Origin of the sequence: Aquitalea palustris (genome assembly GCF_003693445.1) — a bacterium.
Taxonomy (GTDB): domain Bacteria; phylum Pseudomonadota; class Gammaproteobacteria; order Burkholderiales; family Chromobacteriaceae; genus Aquitalea; species Aquitalea palustris.
In genome coordinates, this window is sequence record NZ_RFAR01000001.1 from 27581 (window position 1) to 47699 (window position 20119).

General features: G+C 61.2%; 17 protein-coding genes. 9 read left to right on the forward strand and 8 right to left on the reverse strand.

Annotated elements, in window-relative coordinates; all coding sequences use genetic code 11:
* Positions 1-7: 7 nt before the first annotated feature.
* Both ruvX and EAY64_RS00155 read right to left on the reverse strand, forming a co-directional pair.
* Positions 8-445 carry a Holliday junction resolvase RuvX gene (gene ruvX, locus EAY64_RS00150; RefSeq protein WP_103522786.1) on the reverse strand — a complete coding sequence of 146 codons (438 nt, stop codon included), beginning with the start codon at positions 443-445 and terminating at the stop codon, positions 8-10.
* Positions 429-989 (reverse strand): YqgE/AlgH family protein, encoded by a 561-nt coding sequence (locus EAY64_RS00155; protein WP_103522816.1) that lies wholly within the window; start codon positions 987-989, stop codon positions 429-431. The genes ruvX and EAY64_RS00155 overlap by 17 nt, the downstream gene beginning before the upstream one ends.
* A 141-nt stretch (positions 990-1130) precedes the next feature.
* Here EAY64_RS00155 and smc point away from each other — a divergent pair, with 141 nt between their 5' ends.
* The 3 genes from smc (at position 1131) to EAY64_RS00175 (ending at position 6812) form a co-directional block, all read left to right on the forward strand.
* Positions 1131-4610: a chromosome segregation protein SMC gene (smc, locus tag EAY64_RS00160; RefSeq protein WP_103522817.1), complete on the forward strand. Its 3480-nt coding sequence runs from the start codon at positions 1131-1133 to the stop codon at positions 4608-4610.
* A gap of 124 nt (positions 4611-4734) precedes the next feature.
* Complete coding sequence (locus EAY64_RS00165) at positions 4735-6114, forward strand: MFS transporter (RefSeq protein WP_103522787.1); 1380 nt, start codon at positions 4735-4737, stop codon at positions 6112-6114.
* 233 nt (positions 6115-6347) lie between these two features.
* Positions 6348-6812, forward strand: coding sequence for an energy transducer TonB (locus EAY64_RS00175; protein WP_158604585.1), 465 nt, complete (start codon positions 6348-6350; stop codon positions 6810-6812).
* A 65-nt stretch (positions 6813-6877) separates the two neighbouring features.
* Here the strand turns inward: EAY64_RS00175 and EAY64_RS00180 are convergent, their stop codons facing one another.
* The 4 genes from EAY64_RS00180 to EAY64_RS00195 are packed head-to-tail and all read right to left on the reverse strand — an operon-like array spanning position 6878 to position 8971.
* A complete protein-coding gene (locus tag EAY64_RS00180; protein ID WP_103522790.1) occupies positions 6878-7450 on the reverse strand; it encodes a YceI family protein in 573 nt (190 codons plus the stop codon).
* Positions 7451-7469: 19 nt separating this feature from the next.
* A complete protein-coding gene (locus tag EAY64_RS00185) occupies positions 7470-8021 on the reverse strand; it encodes a YceI family protein (RefSeq protein WP_226034312.1) in 552 nt (183 codons plus the stop codon).
* A gap of 25 nt (positions 8022-8046) precedes the next feature.
* Entirely contained in the window at positions 8047-8592 is a 546-nt protein-coding gene (locus EAY64_RS00190; protein ID WP_103522791.1) for a cytochrome b, read from the reverse strand.
* Positions 8579-8971 carry a MarR family winged helix-turn-helix transcriptional regulator gene (locus EAY64_RS00195; protein WP_226034311.1) on the reverse strand — a complete coding sequence of 131 codons (393 nt, stop codon included), beginning with the start codon at positions 8969-8971 and terminating at the stop codon, positions 8579-8581. The genes EAY64_RS00190 and EAY64_RS00195 overlap by 14 nt, the downstream gene beginning before the upstream one ends.
* A 329-nt stretch (positions 8972-9300) precedes the next feature.
* On the opposite strand from EAY64_RS00195, the gene moaA reads away from it, so the two are divergent.
* The 6 genes from moaA (at position 9301) to EAY64_RS00225 (ending at position 17047) form a co-directional block, all read left to right on the forward strand.
* Positions 9301-10275 (forward strand): GTP 3',8-cyclase MoaA, encoded by a 975-nt coding sequence (moaA, locus tag EAY64_RS00200; protein WP_103522819.1) that lies wholly within the window; start codon positions 9301-9303, stop codon positions 10273-10275.
* A 97-nt stretch (positions 10276-10372) separates the two neighbouring features.
* Positions 10373-11554: a cell division protein ZipA C-terminal FtsZ-binding domain-containing protein gene (locus EAY64_RS00205; protein WP_103522793.1), complete on the forward strand. Its 1182-nt coding sequence runs from the start codon at positions 10373-10375 to the stop codon at positions 11552-11554.
* Positions 11555-11609: 55 nt separating this feature from the next.
* The gene (gene ligA, locus EAY64_RS00210; RefSeq protein WP_103522794.1) at positions 11610-14039 is read left to right on the forward strand and encodes an NAD-dependent DNA ligase LigA; all 2430 of its coding nucleotides are present in this window, start codon (positions 11610-11612) and stop codon (positions 14037-14039) included.
* Between the two features lie 9 nt (positions 14040-14048).
* On the forward strand, positions 14049-15488 hold the full coding sequence (locus EAY64_RS00215) for a tetratricopeptide repeat-containing glycosyltransferase family protein (RefSeq protein WP_103522795.1): 1440 nt from the start codon (positions 14049-14051) through the stop codon (positions 15486-15488).
* 80 nt (positions 15489-15568) lie between these two features.
* On the forward strand, positions 15569-16438 hold the full coding sequence (galU, locus tag EAY64_RS00220; protein ID WP_103522796.1) for a UTP--glucose-1-phosphate uridylyltransferase GalU: 870 nt from the start codon (positions 15569-15571) through the stop codon (positions 16436-16438).
* Positions 16439-16504: 66 nt separating this feature from the next.
* Positions 16505-17047, forward strand: coding sequence for a hypoxanthine-guanine phosphoribosyltransferase (locus EAY64_RS00225; protein ID WP_103522797.1), 543 nt, complete (start codon positions 16505-16507; stop codon positions 17045-17047).
* A gap of 81 nt (positions 17048-17128) precedes the next feature.
* Here the strand turns inward: EAY64_RS00225 and EAY64_RS00230 are convergent, their stop codons facing one another.
* Positions 17129-18595, reverse strand: a complete 1467-nt coding sequence (locus EAY64_RS00230) for an amidase (RefSeq protein WP_103522798.1) — start codon at positions 18593-18595, stop codon at positions 17129-17131.
* Entirely contained in the window at positions 18592-19911 is a 1320-nt protein-coding gene (locus tag EAY64_RS00235) for an MFS transporter (protein WP_103522799.1), read from the reverse strand. Before EAY64_RS00235 ends, EAY64_RS00230 begins: the two co-directional genes overlap by 4 nt.
* Positions 19912-20119: the final 208 nt, after the last annotated feature.

Sequence of the window (20119 nt, forward strand, 5' to 3'; positions counted from 1 at the left end):
GGATGGTTCAGACGGCGATGCCGGGGCTTTCAAACCAGGTCGCCAGAATGGCCTGGGCAGCTACCTGGTCCAGCGCCGGTTTCTGCTTGCGGCCACGCACGCCGGCTTCTTCCAGCATGGATTCGGCGATCACCGAAGTCAGCCGCTCGTCCACCAGCCACACCGGCAGACCAAAGCGACCCTTGAGACGATTGGCAAAACGGCGTGCCAGCTGGGTCATCTGGTGTTCGGTGTCGTCCTGGTGCATGGGCAGGCCCACTACCAGTTGGGCCGGCCGCCACTCGTCGATCAGCTTGCCGATCGCGGCGAAGCGGGCGTCGGTGATTTCGGTATCGATGGTCAGCAGCGGATGGGCAATGCCCAGCATGGTTTCACCCATGGCCACGCCGATGCGCCGTTCGCCAAAATCAAAAGCCAGTACGGTTCCCTCAGGCATGGCCGACATCTCCCGACAGCAAGGAGGGATCAAATCCCAACAGGGACATGGCGGCGTCGTAGCGCAACTCAGCCGGCAGTTCAAACAGGATGGAAGGCTCGGCCTTGACAGTCAGCCAGCTGTTGTCGCTGATTTCCTGCTCCAGCTGCCCGGCGGTCCAGCCGGCATAGCCCAGGGTAATCAGCATGCGCTCCGGCGCCCTGCCTTCGGAAACGGCAATCAGCACATCCTTGGAGGTGGTCAGCGCCATGCCGTCCTTGACCTGCAGGCTGGACTGCCAATGCCCGGCCGGCGCATGCAGCACAAAGCCGCGGTCGGGCTGCACCGGCCCACCGAAGTACACCGACTCGCCACGTAGCGGATCGGTCTCCAGCGGCAGGTCGATCTGCTCGAACAACTGCGCCATGGCGATGCCGGATGGCTTGTTGACAATCAGGCCCATGGCACCGTGTTCGCCGTGTTCGCACAGGTATACCAGCGAGCGGGCAAACAGCGGATCAGCCATATTGGGCATGGCAATCAGAAAGTGATCGGTCAGCGATAACGGTTCCATGCGGGCATTATGGCACAACAAAGTTGACAACAGCGCTTACAACTCCTGGCGCAGATTGACGCTTGATCTGCAGCAAATCCGACCAAATGGCGCCACCCTGATAAAATGCCGCCGTTGCTTCATTCACCCTGCGAGGACGCCTTGCGCCTGACCCACGTCAAACTCTCCGGCTTCAAGTCATTTGTCGACCCCACCAGCATCCCGGTCCCCGGCCAGCTGGTAGCGGTAATCGGCCCCAATGGCTGCGGCAAATCCAATGTGATTGACGCGGTGCGCTGGGTGCTGGGCGAATCCAGCGCCAAGCAGCTGCGTGGCGAGTCGATGCAGGACGTGATCTTCAACGGCTCCTCCACCCGCAAGCCGGTCAGCCGTGCTTCGGTGGAACTGGTGTTCGACAATGCCGACGGCCAGCTCACCGGCCCGTGGGGCCAATATGCCGAGGTGGCCATCAAGCGCGTGCTCACCCGCCAGGGCGAATCCAGCTACTACATCAACAACCAGCAAGTGCGCCGCCGCGACATCACCGACCTGTTTCTCGGCACCGGCGTGGGCGCGCGCGGCTATGCGGTGATCGAACAGGGCATGATTTCGCGCATCATCGAAGCCCGCCCGGAAGAGCTGCGCGCCTATCTGGAAGAAGCCGCCGGCGTCTCCAAATACAAGGAACGCCGCCGCGAAACCGAACACCGTATCGCCGACACCCGCGCCAATCTGGAGCGCATCGAAGACCTGCGCCAGGAGCTGGAACGCCAGGTGGAACGGCTGAGCGAGCAGGCCGAAGTGGCCGCCCAGTACCACGACCTGCGCGGCACGCTCACCCACAAGCAAAACCTGCTGGCGCTAGCCCGCCGCGAAGAAGCCAGCCGCAACGAAGCCCACGCCCGCGCCGAGCTGTCGCGCATCGAAACCGAAGAAGCCGCCATGGAAGCGGCGCTCACCCATCTGGATAGCGAGCTGGAAACCGTGCGCGAAAGCCACTACGCGGTGAGCGATGCAGTGCACGAGGCCCAGCAACGGCTGTTCGAAGCGAATGCGGCACTGGCACGGCTGGAAGAACAGCAACGCCATCGCCAGCAAAACCAGGTGCGGGTAGAGCGCGAACTGGCCGCCGCCCGCAGCGAACGCCAGCAATTGGCCGAAAACCGCCGCCAGGCCGGCATGGAGCTGGACGACTGGCTGCCACGGCGCGAAGAAGCACAGATGCGGCTGGAAGAAGCACAAATGGCACTGGAAGACGGTGCCGACCAGTTGCCCATGGCCGAAGCCGAATTCCGCGCCCGCGACCAGTTGCAAGCCCAGCTGCTGGCACAGCAGGCCAACCTCACCCGTGAACGCGACCTGGCACGGCAAAAAGCCGAACACCAGCGCCGGGCACTGGAGCAACTGGCAGGCCGTGAGCAATCGCTACAACGTGAACTGACCGAACTCAACCTGCCCGACCACGCCCAGCAAGCAGCGGCGCAAGCCGAAGTGGAGCGGGCACGCTCGGCGCTGGATGCCGTACGCGCCCGCGTGGTGGCCGACGAAGCCAAGCTGGCTGATCTGGCCTCGGAGCGGGAAAAACTGGACGAGCAACTGGCCAGCCAGCGTGCCGAGCTGGCGCGGGCAGAAGCCGAAGTCGCCGCCCTCACCGCGGTACTGGAACGTGAAGCCGCCGGTGAAAAACTGGCTGACTGGCTGGAACAACAGGGTCTGAGCCACAGCCCTCAGCTGTGGCAATCGGTGCAGATCGATCCGCACTGGCAAGGCGCACTGGAAGCGGTATTGGGCGAGCGGCTCACCGCCCGTGCCGCCCATTGCACAGCGCAGCCACCGGCAGCGCTGACCGTGGTGGATGGCCAACAGCCCGCGGCCACGGCCACCCAGCCCTGGCCACGCCTGCTGGACCAGATCAGCGCCAGTGCGCCCTTTACCGCCGCGCTGGCCGACTGGCTGGACGGCGTGTATCTGGCCGATGACCTGGCCCAGGCCATCTCCCGCCGCACGCAGCTGTTGGCCGGCCAGTGCCTGCTCACTCCCCAGGGCCACCGGGTCAGCGCCAGCAGTGTCAGCTTTCACAGCGAGGCCAGCGGTGCCGGCGTCATGGTGCGCAAACAGCAACTGGAAGCGGCCCACAGCCGCCAGCAGCAATTGGCACCCGACATCGACAAGCTGCAAAAGCGCCGTGAATCACTGCAAAGCATGAACGGCATGCTGTCCGAAGCGGTACGGGCACAAAAGGGTTCACTCACCCGGCTGGAAGCCGAGCTCAACGCGGTGACGCTGGAGCACGTCAAGCTGGATCAGGCCGCGCGCCAGGGCGCGGCACGCTTGTCCTTCATCGAGGCCGAGCGCTTGCGCATCCGCCAGGAGCAACAGCAGGCGGCACTGGAAATCGAAGAAGGCGAGCTGCTGGGCGAAGAGTCGGCCATGACACTGGAAGAGCTGACCGTGCAGCTGGAGGAAGTGCGGCTGGACCGCCTGAACGCCGAAACCGGCCTGCAACTGGCCCGCAACAAAACCCGCGATGCCGAGCGACAGCTGCATGAAATCCGCCTGGAACTCAACACTGCGGAGCAGAAAGCCGGCGAACTGGCGCGCCGCGCCCGCGAGCTGGACGAGCGCGACCAGCAATTGGCCGAACGGCTGGAAACCCTGGCCGAAGAAGCCGAGACGGTTGACGACACCGTGCCGGAAGAGGCCATGCAGCAAGCGCTGGAACTGCGCGAACAGCACGAAGCCGCACTGGCAGCCACTCGCGACCGCCTGAACGGCATGACCGAGCAGCTACGCCAGCTGACGCAGCGTCAGCACGAGGCCAATGCCGCACTGCCGGCCCTGCGCGAGGGGCGTTCCGACTGGCTGCTCAAACACCAGGAAGCCCGGCTGGCGATGGAGCGTTTTGCCGAGGAACTGAAAGAAGCCCAGGCCGACGAGGCCGCACTACTGGCCGACCTCACCGATGCCATCAAGCCCAATGCGCTGGCGGCGGAAATCGCTCGCCTGGCACGCGCACTGGAAGGCTTGGGGGCGGTCAATCTGGCCGCGCTGGAAGAACTGGAAGAAGCCCGCAAACGCGGCGAGTATCTGGGTAGCCAGGCCGAAGACCTGAACCAGGCCATGGCGACGCTGGAAGAAGCCATCCAGAAGATAGACGGCGAAACGCGCCAGATGCTGCAAAGCACCTATGAAGCGGTCAATGGCAAGATGCGCGAATTCTTCCCCACCCTGTTCGGTGGTGGCCGCGCAGAGCTGGTACTGACCGGTGAAGACCTGCTGGATTCCGGCATGCAGATCATCGCCCAGCCGCCGGGCAAGAAAAACAGCACCATCCACCTGCTGTCCGGTGGCGAAAAGGCGCTGACGGCAATGAGCCTGGTGTTCTCGCTGTTCTCGCTCAATCCGGCGCCGTTCTGTCTGCTCGATGAAGTCGATGCGCCGCTGGACGATGCCAACACCAGCCGCTTCTGCGATCTGGTCAAGCAAATGTCCGAACGCACCCAGTTCCTGTATATCTCGCACAACCGTCTCACCATGGAAATGGCCGAGCAGCTGGTGGGCGTCACCATGCAGGAACAGGGGGTCAGCCGCATCGTGGCGGTGGATATTGTCGAGGCACTGAAGATGCGCGAAATTGCATGACGCATCTACGCAAGTTTCAACATGGCGCAATTGATGCATCGCAATCTATGCTCCAGAGGTCGCGCTCATACTGCGCGACTTGCGTTGCCATAACGCGCATTTTGACTTCTTCGAGACCTCGGGCATGACGGTAAGCATCAAGCGCTGGGAGCCGGAAAACATCATTTTCTGGCTGACCCGCGGCCGCAGGATTGCCAACCGCAATCTGCTCCTTTCCACCCTCGCCCTGCATCTGAATTTCAATGTATGGATGATGTGGAGCATCGTGGTCAGCAATTTGCCGGCCATCGGCTTTGCCATGACCGGTCAGCAGCAGTTTCTGCTGGTTTCCATTCCGCCGCTGGTCGGCGGCATCATGCGGCTGTTTTATGCCTGCATCTGGAGCTGGGTAGGCGGTGGCACCTGGCTGGGCATTTCCACGCTGTTCCTGCTGATTCCCGCGCTGGGCGTGGGCTGGCTGGTACAGGACATCAGCGCGCCCTTCCCCTTGCTGTTGCTGGTGGCCGCCTGTTGCGGCATTGGCGGCGCCGCTTCGTCGTCGCACTTGTCCAACACCAGCTTTTTCTTTCCCAAGTCGGCCAAGGGCTTTGCCATGGGGCTGAATGCCGGCATGGGCAATCTGGGCGTGTCCGTGGTGCAGATCGTGGTGCCGCTGGCCATTGCCGTTCCGCTGTTTGGCAGCCTGGCTGGCGAGCCGCAAATCTGGGGCCGTGGTGCGCAGGTGCATCCGGTCTGGCTGCAGAATGCCGGCTATATCTGGATCATCCCCATCCTGCTGATTGCCACGCTCTGCCTGCTGTACGCACACGACCTGCCCAAGCTGCGGCTGACCCTGAACGACCAGTGGCTGATGATGAAGGAGCGCCACACCTGGTATATCTGCCTTTTGTATCTGAGCAGCTATGGCACCTTCATCGGTTTTTCCGCCGCCTTTCCGCTGTTGGCCCATGCCCTGTTCCCGCTGGTGAATGCCACGCCCTATCTGTTTCTGGGGCCGATGATCTGCGCGCTGGCCCGGCCCATCGGCGGCTGGTGCGGTGACCGCATCGGTGGCGGCATCACCACGCTGGTCTGCAATGCGCTGATGGTGGTCGGCACCCTGCTCATCCTGGTCAGCCTGCCCGGCGAGCTCGACGGCGGCAGCTTCAGTCTGTTTTTGTGTGCTTTTTTGCTGATGTTCTTTGCCGCCGGCGTGGGTAATGGCTCGTCCTACCAGCTGTCACCCAAGGTTTTCCTGATCGAGGCTGGCCGGCAGGCCAAGGCCAGCGGCGAGAGCATTGCCGCCGCCTACACCCGTGGCGGACGGCGTGGTGTGGCGGCGATGAGCATCAGCTCGGTTTCGGCCACGCTGGGCGGCTTCTTCATTCCCAAAGCCTTTGGCAGCGCACTGGACTGGTTCGCCAGCTTCGTCCCCGCCTTCATGCTGTTCCTGGTTTTTTATCTGGTATCGATGGCGGTGGCCTGGTGGCAGTACGCCCGACCGACCGCCAGCATGCGCTGCTGAGTAGCGGAATGCCACGACTGCCACACCTGCCCCTGTTCACCGCCCTGCTGCTGTCGCTATTGCTGCATGCCGGGCTATTGGGCTATAGCCATGCGGTCTGGCCGGCAGGCCCAGCCGCGGCCCCGGCGCCAGCCGGCCTGCAGTTACAATTACAAAGGATGCCGGCGCGGCTGCCGCAGACGCCGCACAGCAGCAGCCCACCAACCAGGCATCTGCCAGCAGCCACACAGCCCGTGCTTACTACCCCGCCCACACCGGCAGCCAGCCCACGCCTGGCGGCGAACCGCCAGGCACAGCAGACCATGGCCAGCCCGGTAGCAGCCACTCCGGCGGGCAGCCAGACCAGCGACAATCCGCCGGCCAGCACGCCGGGCAAAGCCGCCAATACGCCAGCCGCCAGCGACGCAGAAAATCATCCCGCGCTATATCGCACGGCCTATCTGCACAACCCGGAGCCACCCTATCCGGAACGCTCGCGTGAACTGGGTGAACAGGGTCGGGTCCTGCTACGGGTGCTGGTCAGCCCGGAAGGCCGTGCCGGCCAGATCGATATCGTTGACAGCAGCCATTCGCGCCGGCTGGACGAGACAGCCCGCGCCACTGTTGCTGACTGGCGCTTCGTACCGGCCCGCCAGGATGGCACGGCTATTGCATCGCGCATTCTGGTGCCCATCAGCTTCAGCCTGCAGTCGCACTGAGCACCCCGCCACCCATGAAAAAAGCCCGCATATGCGGGCTTTTTCTTGCTACAGAGACAGCTAGATTACTGCGCCTTGACGGCTTCGATGGTCACTTTCAGGGTGACATCATCAGCAATCGCCGGCAGGAAAGTCTTCATGCCGAAATCGCTACGCTTGATGGTGGTTTCGGCGTTGGCGCCATAGGTTTCCTGGCCGCTCATCGGGTTCTTGCCGCCACCGAAGTTGGTCACGGTCAGGGTCACCGGCTTGGTCACGCCCAGAATGGTCAGGTTGCCGTTAACAGCAGCCAGCTTGTCACCGGCAAACTTCAGGTCGGTCGACTTGAAGGTGATGGTGGGGAACTGGGCCACATTGAAGAAATCCTTGCTCTTCAGGTGGGTGTCGCGTGCAGCCAGGTAGGTTTGCAGCGAGTTGGTATCGATGGTGATGTCAACAGCGCCCTTCTTGGCTTCGGTATCCAGCACCACATTGCCGGCAGTCTTGGTGAATACGCCGGACTGCACCGAGAAACCAAGGTGACGCACTTCGTATTGGGCCACGGTGTGGGTCGGGTCCACGCTATAGCTAACCGGGGCGGCCAGGGCGGCACCAGCAAAGGCCGAAAACGCAACAGCGAACAAGGCTTTCTTCATCATGACTTAACTCTCCTGAGTGTTATTTGCCGGCCGGAATGGCCACTTTGAACTTGATCTGTACTTCATCGGCCACGGTGCCGGTATCGGCCCAGTCGCCCTCACCAATCTTGTAAGCCAGCCGCGATACCGGCAGCACGCCTTCCACCACGGTGAGCGCACCCTCCTGACGGGCCGTGAAGGGCGCCGTCACATCACGGGTATTGCCCTTGATGGTCAGCTTGCCTGCCACCTGCAATTTGCCACCGCCCAGGTTCTTGATGCTGCTGCTGACAAAACGGGCCGACGGGAATTTCGCTACATTGAACCAGTCTGCTTTTTTCGCCTCGCCCACAGCTTCGGCCGTCGGCAGGCTGATGCTGGCAGTGTCGATGCTGATGTCGGCCTTGCCGGCTTCAGGTTTCTTCAGGTCCAGCACCACCGTGCCGCTGAACTTCTTGAAGTTGCCGGTCACCGGCACATTCAGCTGCTTCATGGTGAAATTGATCTGGCTCTTGCCTGTATCCAGCGGCGCGGCCTGCAACAGCGGGGCGACCAGCAGCAATGCTGCAGGAATCAGTCTCAGTTGTTTCATGCTCGTTCTCACTTCAGCTAAGGGTTTATTCGCGTGGCCCACGCAGGCTCATGCGGTACAGCATGCCGTCCTTGTCGATGACATGGTGCTTGATGGCGGCCAGCACATGGCCAGCCACACAGGCGGCCATGATCCAGTTCAGGGTTTCGTGCACGGTCTTCAGGGTGGCGGCCAGTTGCTCGTTCTGCGCCACCAGGTCCGGCAGCTGCACCAATTTGAACAACACCACCGGAAAACCATAGGCCGAGCTCATCAGCCAGCCGGTCAGCGGCACGGCGAACATCAGCAGATAGAGTGCCAAATGGCCGCCATGCGCCAGCAGCCGCTCCAGACCATTCATGTGCGCCGGCAGCGCGGGCGGGCGCTTCAGCAGGCGCACCAGCAAGCGCACGGCCACCAGCGCCAGAATGGTGATGCCCGCCCACTTGTGCCAGGCGATGTATTTGAACTTGGCCGGCGACAAGGGCAGGCCAGACACCAGCAGACCGGCAATAAAGGTCGCGATAATCAGCCCGGCAATCAGCCAGTGCAATGCAATGGCGGGTGAGGAATAGCGCTCACTCGATTTCATGTTTTTTTTGCTCCAGTACCTGGTTAAATGCAGCACGCAGCTGCGAGAGCCGACGGCACAATTCTTCCATGTCCGCCGGTTCCAGCAGGTCGAAGGCGGTTTTCATATAGGCGATGTGCGCCGGAAACACTTGCTGGAACAAGGCTTCGCCCTGTGCGGTCAAGGCCACCATGACGCTGCGGCGGTCCTGCTCCTGCGCACAGCGACTGACCACGCCCTTTTCAATCAGGCGGTCGATCACCCCGGTCAGTGTGCCCTTGGTGATCAGCGTTTTTTCCGACAATTCCTTGCAGCTCATGCCTGGCGTATTGCCCAGTGTCGCCACCACATCGAATTGTGGCGGCGTGAGATCCATCTGGCGGATATGAAAAGCCGACAATTGCTCAAATGCCTGGAATGTCCGCGCGAGTTCCCGAATGACCGACAGAGACGGCTCCTTTTTTACATGACTCATAGCGTCATCAACCTTTGTTCGAATCAGTATAGTTCAAACTAGAACTAGTTTGCAATTGATGTTAAGAAAAATCCACGTCTTTAACAGACAGAACCGTAACAGAATGCCGACAAATCAGGATAAAGAGCAGTGGACCACGACAAACGACAATAATTCCTAACGCCTTTTACCCAGCGAGGTTTGGCGCTATTCTGATCAATATCACCCATCACGGCAGCCCCGTGCTGACTTAACCTGGTCGCTCCATCATGAATATCCTGCAGGACCGCTTTGGACGCAGCATTGAATATCTCCGCCTGTCGGTAACGGATCGTTGCGACCTGCGCTGCAGCTACTGCATTCCCAAAGGCTTCAAGGACTTCGAAGAACCGGAAAACTGGCTCACCTTCGACGAAATCGAACGCGTGGTGGCGGCATTTGTCAGCCTGGGTACACGCCGGGTCAGGCTGACCGGCGGCGAGCCCTTGCTGCGGCGCGATCTGCCGCAACTGGCCGGTCGCCTGGCAGCCCTGCCCGGCCTGCAAGACCTGTCGCTCACCACCAATGCCACCCAGCTGGCGCGGCATGCCGACGCGCTGTACCGCGCCGGCGTCAAACGTGTCAATGTCAGCCTGGATTCGCTGCGGCGCGAATGTGTCAACACCATCACCGGCCGTGATAGCCTGCCGCAAGTCATGGCCGGTCTGGAAGCAGCCCGTGCCGCCGGCCTGTCGCCCATCAAGATCAATATGGTGGCCATGAAGGACGTCAACGAGGCTGACATCGAAACCATGGTGGGTTTCTGTATTGACAACGGTTTTGTGCTGCGGCTGATCGAAGCCATGCCAATGGGCGACAGCGGGCGCAATACCGCCTATCTGGATTTGCAGCCGGTGCTGGAACAATTACGACAGCGTTTTGGTCTGTTGCCACAAAGCAGCGAAATGGGTGGCGGACCGGCACGTTACTGGCGCAGCGCCGACGGGGCATTCACGCTGGGGGTGATCACTCCCATTTCCCAGCATTTCTGTGCCACCTGTAACCGCGTCCGCCTGTCGGTCGACGGCACGCTGTATATGTGTCTGGGACAGGAGGAAAGTTTCGAACTGCGGCCCTTGCTGCGTAGCGGCATCAGCGATGAAGGCTTGCTGGACGCCATTCGCCAGGCCATCGAGCTGAAGCCGGAACGGCACGAATTTCGCGAAAATCCGGGCAAACTCATCCGCATCATGTCGATGACCGGCGGTTAATGCGCCCAAAAGCAGCTAGTTTGTGCCGGCCATAGCCTGCAACAGCCCGCTTTCGTTATACTATTGGCAAATTATTCGCCTTAACGCGGACGGCCTAATGAGCGAATTGCAGATTGGTGTACTGATATTGGGCGTTGCAGTCATCGCCCTGGTGTTCGGATTCAATGTTTTTCAGGAGTGGCGCTTTCGCAAGAAAACCAGCCAGGCTTTTGCGCGCCCTCATGACGACGTCCTGCTGAACGTCCCCAAAAACAATGTCCGGGATGGCGTGCGGGCCGACCGCATGGAGCCGGTGCTGGTCGACAGCGCGCACTTGCCGGCCGGTTACGACGACGAACCGTTCGAACCTGAAATCCCGGAAGACACCACCCTTACCCTGCCGCCGACGGTAGAACGCCCGGCACCAATACCCGAGCCGATGCCGCAGCGCGAAGACGAAGAGTCCGGCCAGTTTGAATCGGCCGATCATCAGGCGCTGGTGGCCGCCCTGCTCGACCCCTCGCTCGATTTCATCGCCGAAGTCGTCTTCCACGAGCCGCACGAGCTGGCCGCCATGCCGCGTTTCAACGTCGGCAAGCGCACCCACATCATTGGCCGTACCGAAAAAGGCTTGTGGAAACCGGCCGAAGCCGTGCCTGGCACCCGCTACAAGCAAATCAACATCGGCATGCAGATGGTGGATCGCAGCGGCTCGGTTACTGAACCGGAACTGGCTGGATTCTGCCAGCAGGTGTCGCGCTTCGCCGAAGAGCACGATGCCGCAGTCAGCTTTCCGCAACGCCAGCAAAAACTGGTGGCGGCACGCGAACTGGATCGTTTTTGCGCCGATGTCGACGTGCTGATCGGCATCAATGTCGTCCCGCGTGAGGCCGTGGAAGGCAGCCGCCTGCGCAGCTTTGTCGAGGCCGGCGGCCTGCAACTGGAACCGGACGGTGCCTTCCATTATCTGGCTGACTCCGGCAACACCCTGTATTCGCTGATGGCTGCAGACCAGATGCCGTTTACCTTCCATACCCTGCTGGACAAGTCCTTCCCGGCGCTGACGCTGCTGTTTGATGTACCGCGTGTCGCCGGTGGTGTGGAAGTATTCGACCGTGCCGTACTGTTTGCCAAGCAGCTGGCCGCCGAATTCGACGCGCAACTGGTGGATGACAACCGCCGCGTCTTGTCCGACGTCGGGCTGTCGCGCATCCGCGACCAGCTGGTACATATTTACAGCAGCATGGACGACCGCGGCATTGCGCCAGGCAGTGTCGCCGCACTCAGGCTGTTCGCCTGAATCCACAGCGCGCAGGCCGGCACATGCCGGCCTTTTTCCGTTTTGAGACTATCCGATGACCACCAACGACCTCGCCGCCCGCGCCCATGCCCTGCGCCAGCAGCTGACCCGCTATGGCCATGAATACTATGTGCTGGATGCTCCCAGCGTGCCGGATGCCGAGTACGACCGGCTGTTCCGCGAACTGCAAGCGCTGGAAAATGCCCATCCAGAACTGAAAACCGCCGACTCCCCCACCCTGCGCGTGGGCGGCATGCCGCTACCGGAATTCAGTCAGATCACCCACAGCGTGCCCATGCTGTCGCTGGGCAATGCCTTTTCCGACATGCAGCAGGACGATTTTGCCCAGCGCCACGCCGAACTGGTGCAATTTGACGAGCGCATCCGGCGCGAACTGGCCGAAACACCCATCCGCTATGCCACCGAACCCAAGTTTGATGGCCTGGCCATCAGCCTGCTTTACCGTGCCGGCGTGCTGGTACAGGCGGCCACGCGCGGCGATGGCATTAGCGGTGAAAATGTCACCGAAAATATCCGCACCATCCATGCCATTCCGCTCAAGCTGGAACTGGCACAGCCGCCCGCGCTGCTGGAAGTGCGTGGCGAAGTACTGATGCTCAAGCGCGACTTCGAGCGCCTGAATGCCGAACAGCTGCAACGCGGCGACAAGCCGTTTGCCAACCCGCGCAATGCCGCCGCCGGTAGTCTGCGCCAGCTGGATTCGCGCATTACCGCACAACGGCGGCTGTCCTTCTACGCCTACGCCATCGCCCAGGTAGAGGGTGCCGACTGGCCGCTCAGCCATGCCGGCGAAATGGACTGGTTGCAACAGCTGGGTTTTCCGGTCGTCGAAGCCAGCCTGCGCCCTGTCGTCAGTGGCGCGGATGGCCTGGCCGCCTATTACGAAAGTGTGCTGCAGCGTCGCGCTGCCCTGCCCTTTGAGATTGACGGCGTGGTGTACAAGGTGAACAGCCGCGCCCAGCAAGAAGAACTGGGCTTCGTCTCGCGCGCACCGCGCTGGGCCATCGCCCACAAATTCCCCGCTGAAGAAGCGCTGACACTGGTGGAAGCCATCGAAGAACAAGTAGGCCGCACCGGTGCCATTACCCCGGTAGCCCGCTTGCAGCCGGTATTCGTCGGCGGTGTGACGGTCACCAATGCCACCTTGCATAATGAAGACGAGGTGCTGCGCAAGGATGTGCGCGTGGGCGATACGGTAATCGTGCGCCGCGCCGGCGACGTGATTCCGGAAGTGGTCTCCGTGGTGCTGGAACGTCGCCCAATGCGCCCGGCAGCTGGCGGTGATTTGTTCAGCCAGGGCGAGGAAGCACAATATCCAGCCTATCGCCTGCCCAGCCACTGCCCGGTATGTGGCAGCCATGTGGTACGCGAGGAAGGTGAAGCCATTGCCCGCTGCTCCGGCGGACTCAGCTGCAAGGCACAACGCAGCCAGGCCATTCAGCACTTTGCCGGCCGCCGCATGATGGACATCGACGGCCTGGGTGAGCGTTATATCGACAAGCTGGTGGAATATGGCTATGTCCATGGCGTGGCCGATCTGTACCAGTTGAAGCTGAACGACCTGCTGGAAATGAAGCGCCGTGCCGACGAAGACGAAGGCGTGACGCCGGAAACCGTCAAGGCCGGCAAGGTCGCCAGCAAATGGGCGGAAAATCTGTTGCAAGCCATCGCCGACAGCCATCAGCCGCCATTGGCACGCCTGCTGTTTGCGCTGGGCATCCGCCATGTTGGCGAATCCACCGCCAAGACCCTGGCCGACTGGCTGGGCTCGCTGGCGCTGATCCGCCGCGCACCGGCAGCCTTGTTCGCTGCCCTGCCGGATATTGGTGGCGTGGTAGCCCAGTCGCTGGCAGATTTCTTTGCCGAAGAGAACAACGAAGCAGCACTGGACGCGCTATTGCACTATGTCGTTCCGGCCGACGAGCATCCCCCCTCACCCAAGCTGGGCGAGCGACTGGACGCTGCCGTCCTGCTGGCGCGGCTGACGATTCCACGGCTGACCGAGGTGCGCAGCCAGCAACTGGCGGCACAAATCAGCGGACTGGAACAACTGGCGCGCATGGAGCGCCGCCAGCTATTGCTGCTGCAGTTGCCGGCCGAGGTCATCAATGAGCTGGCCGACTGGCTGGACGAGGCGGCCAATCGTAGCGCCCTGCAACAACTGGCTGACTTGCGCACGGAAATTCTCAACAGCCTGCCGCAAGACACCGTGACAGCCCACCCGCTGTTTGATGGCAAAACCTTTGTCCTGACCGGTACCCTGCCTACACTGTCACGGGATCAGGCCAAGGCACTGATCGAGGCAGCAGGTGGCAAGGTGGCTGGCAGCGTGTCGAAGAAAACCCATTTTGTGGTGGCCGGTGCCGATGCCGGCAGCAAGCTGGCCAAGGCTCAGGAACTGGGCGTGGCCGTACTGGATGAAGCCGCCCTGCAAGCCATGCTGCAGCAGACTGCGGGCGAATAAGGAACGATGATGAGCGAAACGGCATTCGAGCGCGGCAACCGTCTGGCGGCAGCCAATCAGCATGAACAGGCCATCGCCGCCTTCAGCGAATGTCTGCGCCGCAACGCCCAGGACTGGCAGGCCCTGTTCAACCGCGGCACGGCACAGATGCGGCTGAAGCACTATCCACTGGCGCTGGAAGACTATCTGGCTGCCGCCGCCCTCAACCCATCGTCCAGCAATATCAAATGCAATCTGGCCGTACTGCTCAAGGAGCTGGGCGAGCTGGCTCTGGCGGAAAACCTGCTGCTCGAAGTACTACAGGCGGAACCTGAGCATGTCGATGCCTGGAGCAATCTGGGCGTGGTACTGCAATATGCCCTGCGTTATGACGACGCCGTGATCTGCCATCAGAATGCCTTGCAACTAGCCGGCGCCAGTGCCGGCCGACTGAACAATCTGGGCAATGCACTGACCTGCGCACTACGACTGGACGAGGCGGTCAACGCTTACCAGCAGGGCATGGCCTTGCAGGCCGACGATGCCTTCCTCGGCTTCAACCTGTCGGTGGCCCTGCTGCTGCAGGGCCGGTATCGTGAAGCCTGGCCACTATACGAACAACGCTGGGGCACCATCATGCAGCCGCGCTACCGCGAGCGGCCCTGGCAAGGCCAGGATCTGGGCCAGCAACGCCTGTTGATCTGGGCCGAACAAGGCCTGGGCGACACCCTGCAGATGGTACGTTTCCTGCCCGAGTTGCAGCGCCGCCATCCCGAGGCCCGGCTGATCCTCGCCTGCCAGCATGCCTGCCTGCGACTGTTTGCCCAATTACCCAATATCGAACTGGTACCACTGGAGGACACGCCTCCGCCCCATGACTGGCAATTACCGCTGATGTCCTTGCCGCTGCGGCTGGATGTCACGCTGGCTACCCTGTCTGATCAGCCCTATTTGCAAGCCGATCCGGCACTGGCAAGCGCCTGGGATGCCCGGCTGCCAGCACGCCAGAGGGGCCGGCTGCGCATCGGCATTGTCTGGGAAACCGGCAGCTGGGGCGTAGGCATTGCCGACCACGGCCGGCAGAACAAGTCAGTGCCGCTGACGGAGTTTATGCCGCTACTGGAGGACATGGACGCGGACTTTGTCTCGCTACAACTGGGCGAGCTGCCTGCCACATTGCAAGACAAGGTATTTGCCCCAGAGATTGGGGACTTTGCCGATACCGCAGCCATCATCAGCCAGCTTGATCTGGTGATCAGCGTGGATACCTCGGTCGTCCATCTGGCGGGTGCACTGGGCAAACCGGTATGGGTATTGATGCGGGCAGAAAGCGCCCCCTTCTTCATGGCCCAGGGAGAAACTTCGCCCTGGTATGCCAGCATGCATATCTGGCGGCAGGCCAACCCTGGTGATTGGCCACCGCTGATCGCCAGCGTGGCAAAAACGCTGCGGCAATTGCCGCGGGATTGAGTTGTTGTTTGGTGCGGCGCGCAAGACAGGATAGAATGCGCGCCAGTCAGAAATATTTTCAATTGAAGACTTCTACGACGATGAAAAAAATCAGCAAGGCGGTATTTCCGGTAGCCGGACTCGGTACGCGATTTTTGCCCGCCACCAAGGCTAGCCCGAAAGAAATGCTGCCAGTAGTGGACAAACCCCTGATCCAGTATGCAGTGGAAGAAGCCATTGCCGCCGGCATCACCGAGCTGATTTTCATTACCGGCCGTAACAAGCGCTCCATCGAAGACCACTTCGACAAGGCCTACGAGCTGGAAACCGAGCTGGAAAACAAGAACAAGCAGAAGCTGCTGGACACCGTGCGCGGCATCATTCCGCCCTCGGTCAGCTGCATCTATATTCGCCAGACCGAAGCACTGGGTCTGGGGCACGCCGTATTGTGTGCCCGCCCGGTGGTGGGTGATGAGCCTTTTGCCGTGATCCTGGCCGATGACCTGATCGATGGCGAGCCGGGGGCGATGGAGCAGATGGTCAGCCTGTTCGATACCACGCACAGCTCGATTCTGGGGGTAGAAACCGTGGCCCGTGAAGAAACCGGCTCCTACGGGATTGTCGAAACCGGCAGCAATGCCCAGGGCCAGCAGCAGGTATTGAGCATTGTGGAAAAGCCGCACCCGGATGTGGCGCCGTCCAATCTGGCCGTGGTGGGGCGTTACATTCTCACCCCGCGCATTTTCGACAAGCTGCTCAACACTACGCCTGGAGCGGGTGGTGAAATCCAGCTGACCGACGGCATTGCCGCCCTGCTGAAAGAAGAGGCGGTACTGGCCTTGCCGTTCAAGGGAACCCGTTACGATTGCGGCTCGAAACTGGGCTATCTTAAAGCTACCGTCAGCTATGGTTTGAAGCACCACGAAGTGGCCAAGGAATTTTCACAGTATCTGCAAAACCTGCAGAACTGATCTGCCAATTTTCCATTACGCCGCTCTGTAGACGGAGCGGCGTTTGTATTTTCTCAAGGAGTCAACATGCCCAACATTGCCGAAGCTCGCGGTCTGATCAATAGCTCGGACATTCTGTTCACCGCAGAAGAGGTGAGCGCTGCCGTCGATCGCATGGCAGTGGAGATCACCGAAAAGCTGGGTGAAACCTATCCGCTGGTCCTGTCCGTCATGGGTGGTGCCGTGGTATTTACCGGCCAGTTGCTGCCGCGCCTGAATTTCCCGCTGGATTTCGACTACGTGCATGTATCGCGCTATGGCGACAAGACCCACGGTGGCGAACTGGTGTGGAAACAGGCACCCAAGGAAGATGTACGCGATCGCGTGGTACTGGTACTGGATGACATCCTGGACGAAGGTCATACCATGGCAGCCATCCGCGACAAGGTGATGGGCATGGGCGCCAAGGAATTCTACAGCGGCGTGTTTGCCAACAAGCTGATCTCCAAGGCAAAACCGATCGCTTGTGACTTTGTTGGTCTGGACGTACCCGACCGTTATGTATTCGGTTACGGCATGGACGTGCGCGGTGCCTGGCGCAATCTGCCGGCCATTCACGCACTGAAGTAAGCCGCCAGCTGCTGGCAGGCAAAAGAAACCGCGAGCGGCCAGGCCCCTCGCGGTTTTTTCATGGACCTACACCCATCCGGACTAGCGGGCAGCCGCCTGCAACAACTCAGGCAGGATGCTCTGCACCCAACGCCGCTGCCCATCGTAAGCATGGGCCAGCTGCAATACTTCGATATCTGCCCGTGGCCGTCCGATGATTTGCAAGCCCATCGGCAAACCATTGCTGCCAAAGCCAACGGGCACATTCATCACCGGCAAGCCGGCCATGGTCGGCCCGATCACCACCTCCATCCAGCGGTGATAGCTGCTCATGACGCGGCCTCCCACCATGCGCGGCCAGTGCTGTTCCAGGGCAAAGGGATAAACCTGGGCGCTGGGCAATAACAGAAAATCGAATCGCTCGAATAGCTGCAACACGGCACGATACCAGTCGCTGCGTATGCGCGATGCACGGTAGACATCCAGCGCAGTCAGTTGCAGACCACCCTCGATCTCCCACTGCAATTCAGGCTTGAGCTGCTGACGACGCGAGGCATCCTGATAATCGGCCTGCAAGCTGCCCGCCATCAGCCAGTGGCGATGGACTTCCCAGCTTTCCCACAGTAAGGACGGATCGAAATTGACCGTGCACGCCTCCAGCTGGCAGCCCAGAGCAGAAAAATCGGGCAAGGCCTGCTCACACTGCTGCAGCACCCCCTGCTCCATCGGCAGATAGCCATTCCAGTCAGCTAGCCAGCCCAGTCGCCAGCCACTGACATCACGCTGCAGCGACTGCTCCAGCCCGGCAATGGCACCATGTGCAAGTGGCGCCCGGGCATCTGCACCGGCCTGGGTACGCAACAGCGCCAAAATATCCGGCACGGTACGCCCCATCGGCCCTTCGGTCGCCAGTTGCTGCAAGAACAGCTCCGGGCCTGGCCCCAGTGGCACCGTTCCCCAACTGGGGCGAAAGCCGAATACATTGTTGAATGCCGCCGGATTACGCAGCGAACCCATCATGTCACTGCCATCGGCCACTGGCAGCATGCGCAAGGCCAACGCAACAGCGGCACCACCCGAGCTGCCTCCGGCACACAGCTCTGGCTGATAGGCATTGGCGGTGGCACCGAATACCGCGTTATAGGTATGCGAACCAGCACCGAATTCCGGGGTATTGCTCTTGCCAATGAAGATGGCCCCCGCCCGGCGCATGCGCTCCACCATGATGCCGTCACTGGCAGGCTGATGCTGGCGATACAGGCTTGAGCCCATGGTCGTCGGGATGTCACGCGTGGCGGAGAGATCCTTGATGGCCTGCGGTATGCCATGTAACCAGCCACGAGATTCGCCATGGGCTAATTCAGCATCACATTGCGCAGCTTGCCGCAGCAACAAAGCTTCATCCTGCAGCGACACCAGCGCATTGACCTGGTGGTTGACCCGGTCGATGTGCTGCAGATAGCTGCGCATCACCTCGACACAAGACAGCTGCCGCTGGTGAATCGCCTGCGACAGGGGAAGCGCATCCAGCGCCACGATGGGATCGAGAGCGGTCACAGGGGTATTCATGACGACTCCCCGGAGGTGGCAAGCGCTGCCGGCTCCCTTGTCACTGCCGCAGGGCGACCGCGCGGCAGGAAATAGCAGGCCGTCACGCCCAGAGCGGTGGAGAGCAAGAGATAGTAAACCGGCGCAATCGGTGAGCCGGTACTACCGGCCAGCCAGGTGACAATGAAGGGAGCAAAACCGCCAAAGATCATCACGGCCAGATTGTAGCCAATGGAAACACCGGTAGAGCGTACCCGCACCGGAAACAGTTCGGATACCGCCGTTGGAGCCGGACCGTATGCCAGCCCCATCAAGGTGCAAAACAGCAGTTGCACACACAGCAGGCGTTCAATACTGGGTGCAGCTGCCAGCCAGGCAAATCCCGGATAAATCATGATAAGGAAGCCCAGATAGGGCCAGAACAGCAGGGGGCGACGACCGATGCGGTCGGACCATGCACCAGACAAGGGAATCAGGATGGTCATCCAGGCCACGGCCAGCATCTGAATGGCAAAGGCCTGATCCAGCGGCAAACCAAACTGGCGATGCACATAGCCCGGCATATTCACCAGCAGCACATAAAACCCTGCAGTGCCAGGAATGGTCAGGCCGATGGTCAGCAGGATATTGCGCCGGTTCTGCTGCAGCTGGCCGCCCAGTCCTGGCGCAGCCGCCTGTGGCTGGCTGGCTTCGAGGAAGGCCTCGGTTTCATCCATATGGCGGCGCACCCACCAACCTACCGGAGCAATCAGCAAACCGACCAGAAACGGTATTCGCCAGCCCCAGCTTTCCAGCTGCCCCTGATCCAGATTATGCGTGATCAGCGCCCCCATGCCGGCACCGCCCAGAATGGCCAGCATCTGCCCCACCAGTTGCCAGGAACCATACAGGCCACGCTGATGCGCCGGGGCCGCCTCCACCAGAAAAGCCGTGGCACTGGCATATTCCCCCCCGGTGGCAAAGCCTTGCAGCAGTCGCGCCAGCACGATCAGCAGCGGGGCAGCCACGCCAATGGCCGCATAAGGTGGTGCACAGGCAATCAGCAAGGACACCAGGGCCATGATGGCCATGATCAACTGCATGGCGGCTTTGCGCCCCTTGCGGTCGGCATAGATGCCCAGCAGAACTCCCCCCACCGGTCGCATGAAGAAACCGACTCCGAATGTGGCGGTCGCCATCAGCAGGGAGATGAACTCGTTGCCATCTGCCGGGAAAAACAGCTTGGAAATAATGCCGGTCATGAAGCCGTAAACGATGAAGTCGTACCACTCCAGCGTATTGCCCACGACCGCCGCAATAATCTGCCGCTGCCGGGAAATCGGTTTGTCAGTCGCCATGCCTTGCCACCTCTAGCTGCCAGATAGGATTAGCCCAATCGTGCCGCTGGCAACACAACCGGCTTGCCATGCGGACGGAACAGAGGTGCAAGGTAGGGCGGCTGCCATCAGGCAGCTACTGTCCGCTTTGGCAGCACACTGGCATAGAGAGCAGTCCTTATCAGAAGGCCGTGGCTTGCCACAAGACAGCGGTGGCCGCCGCACAAGA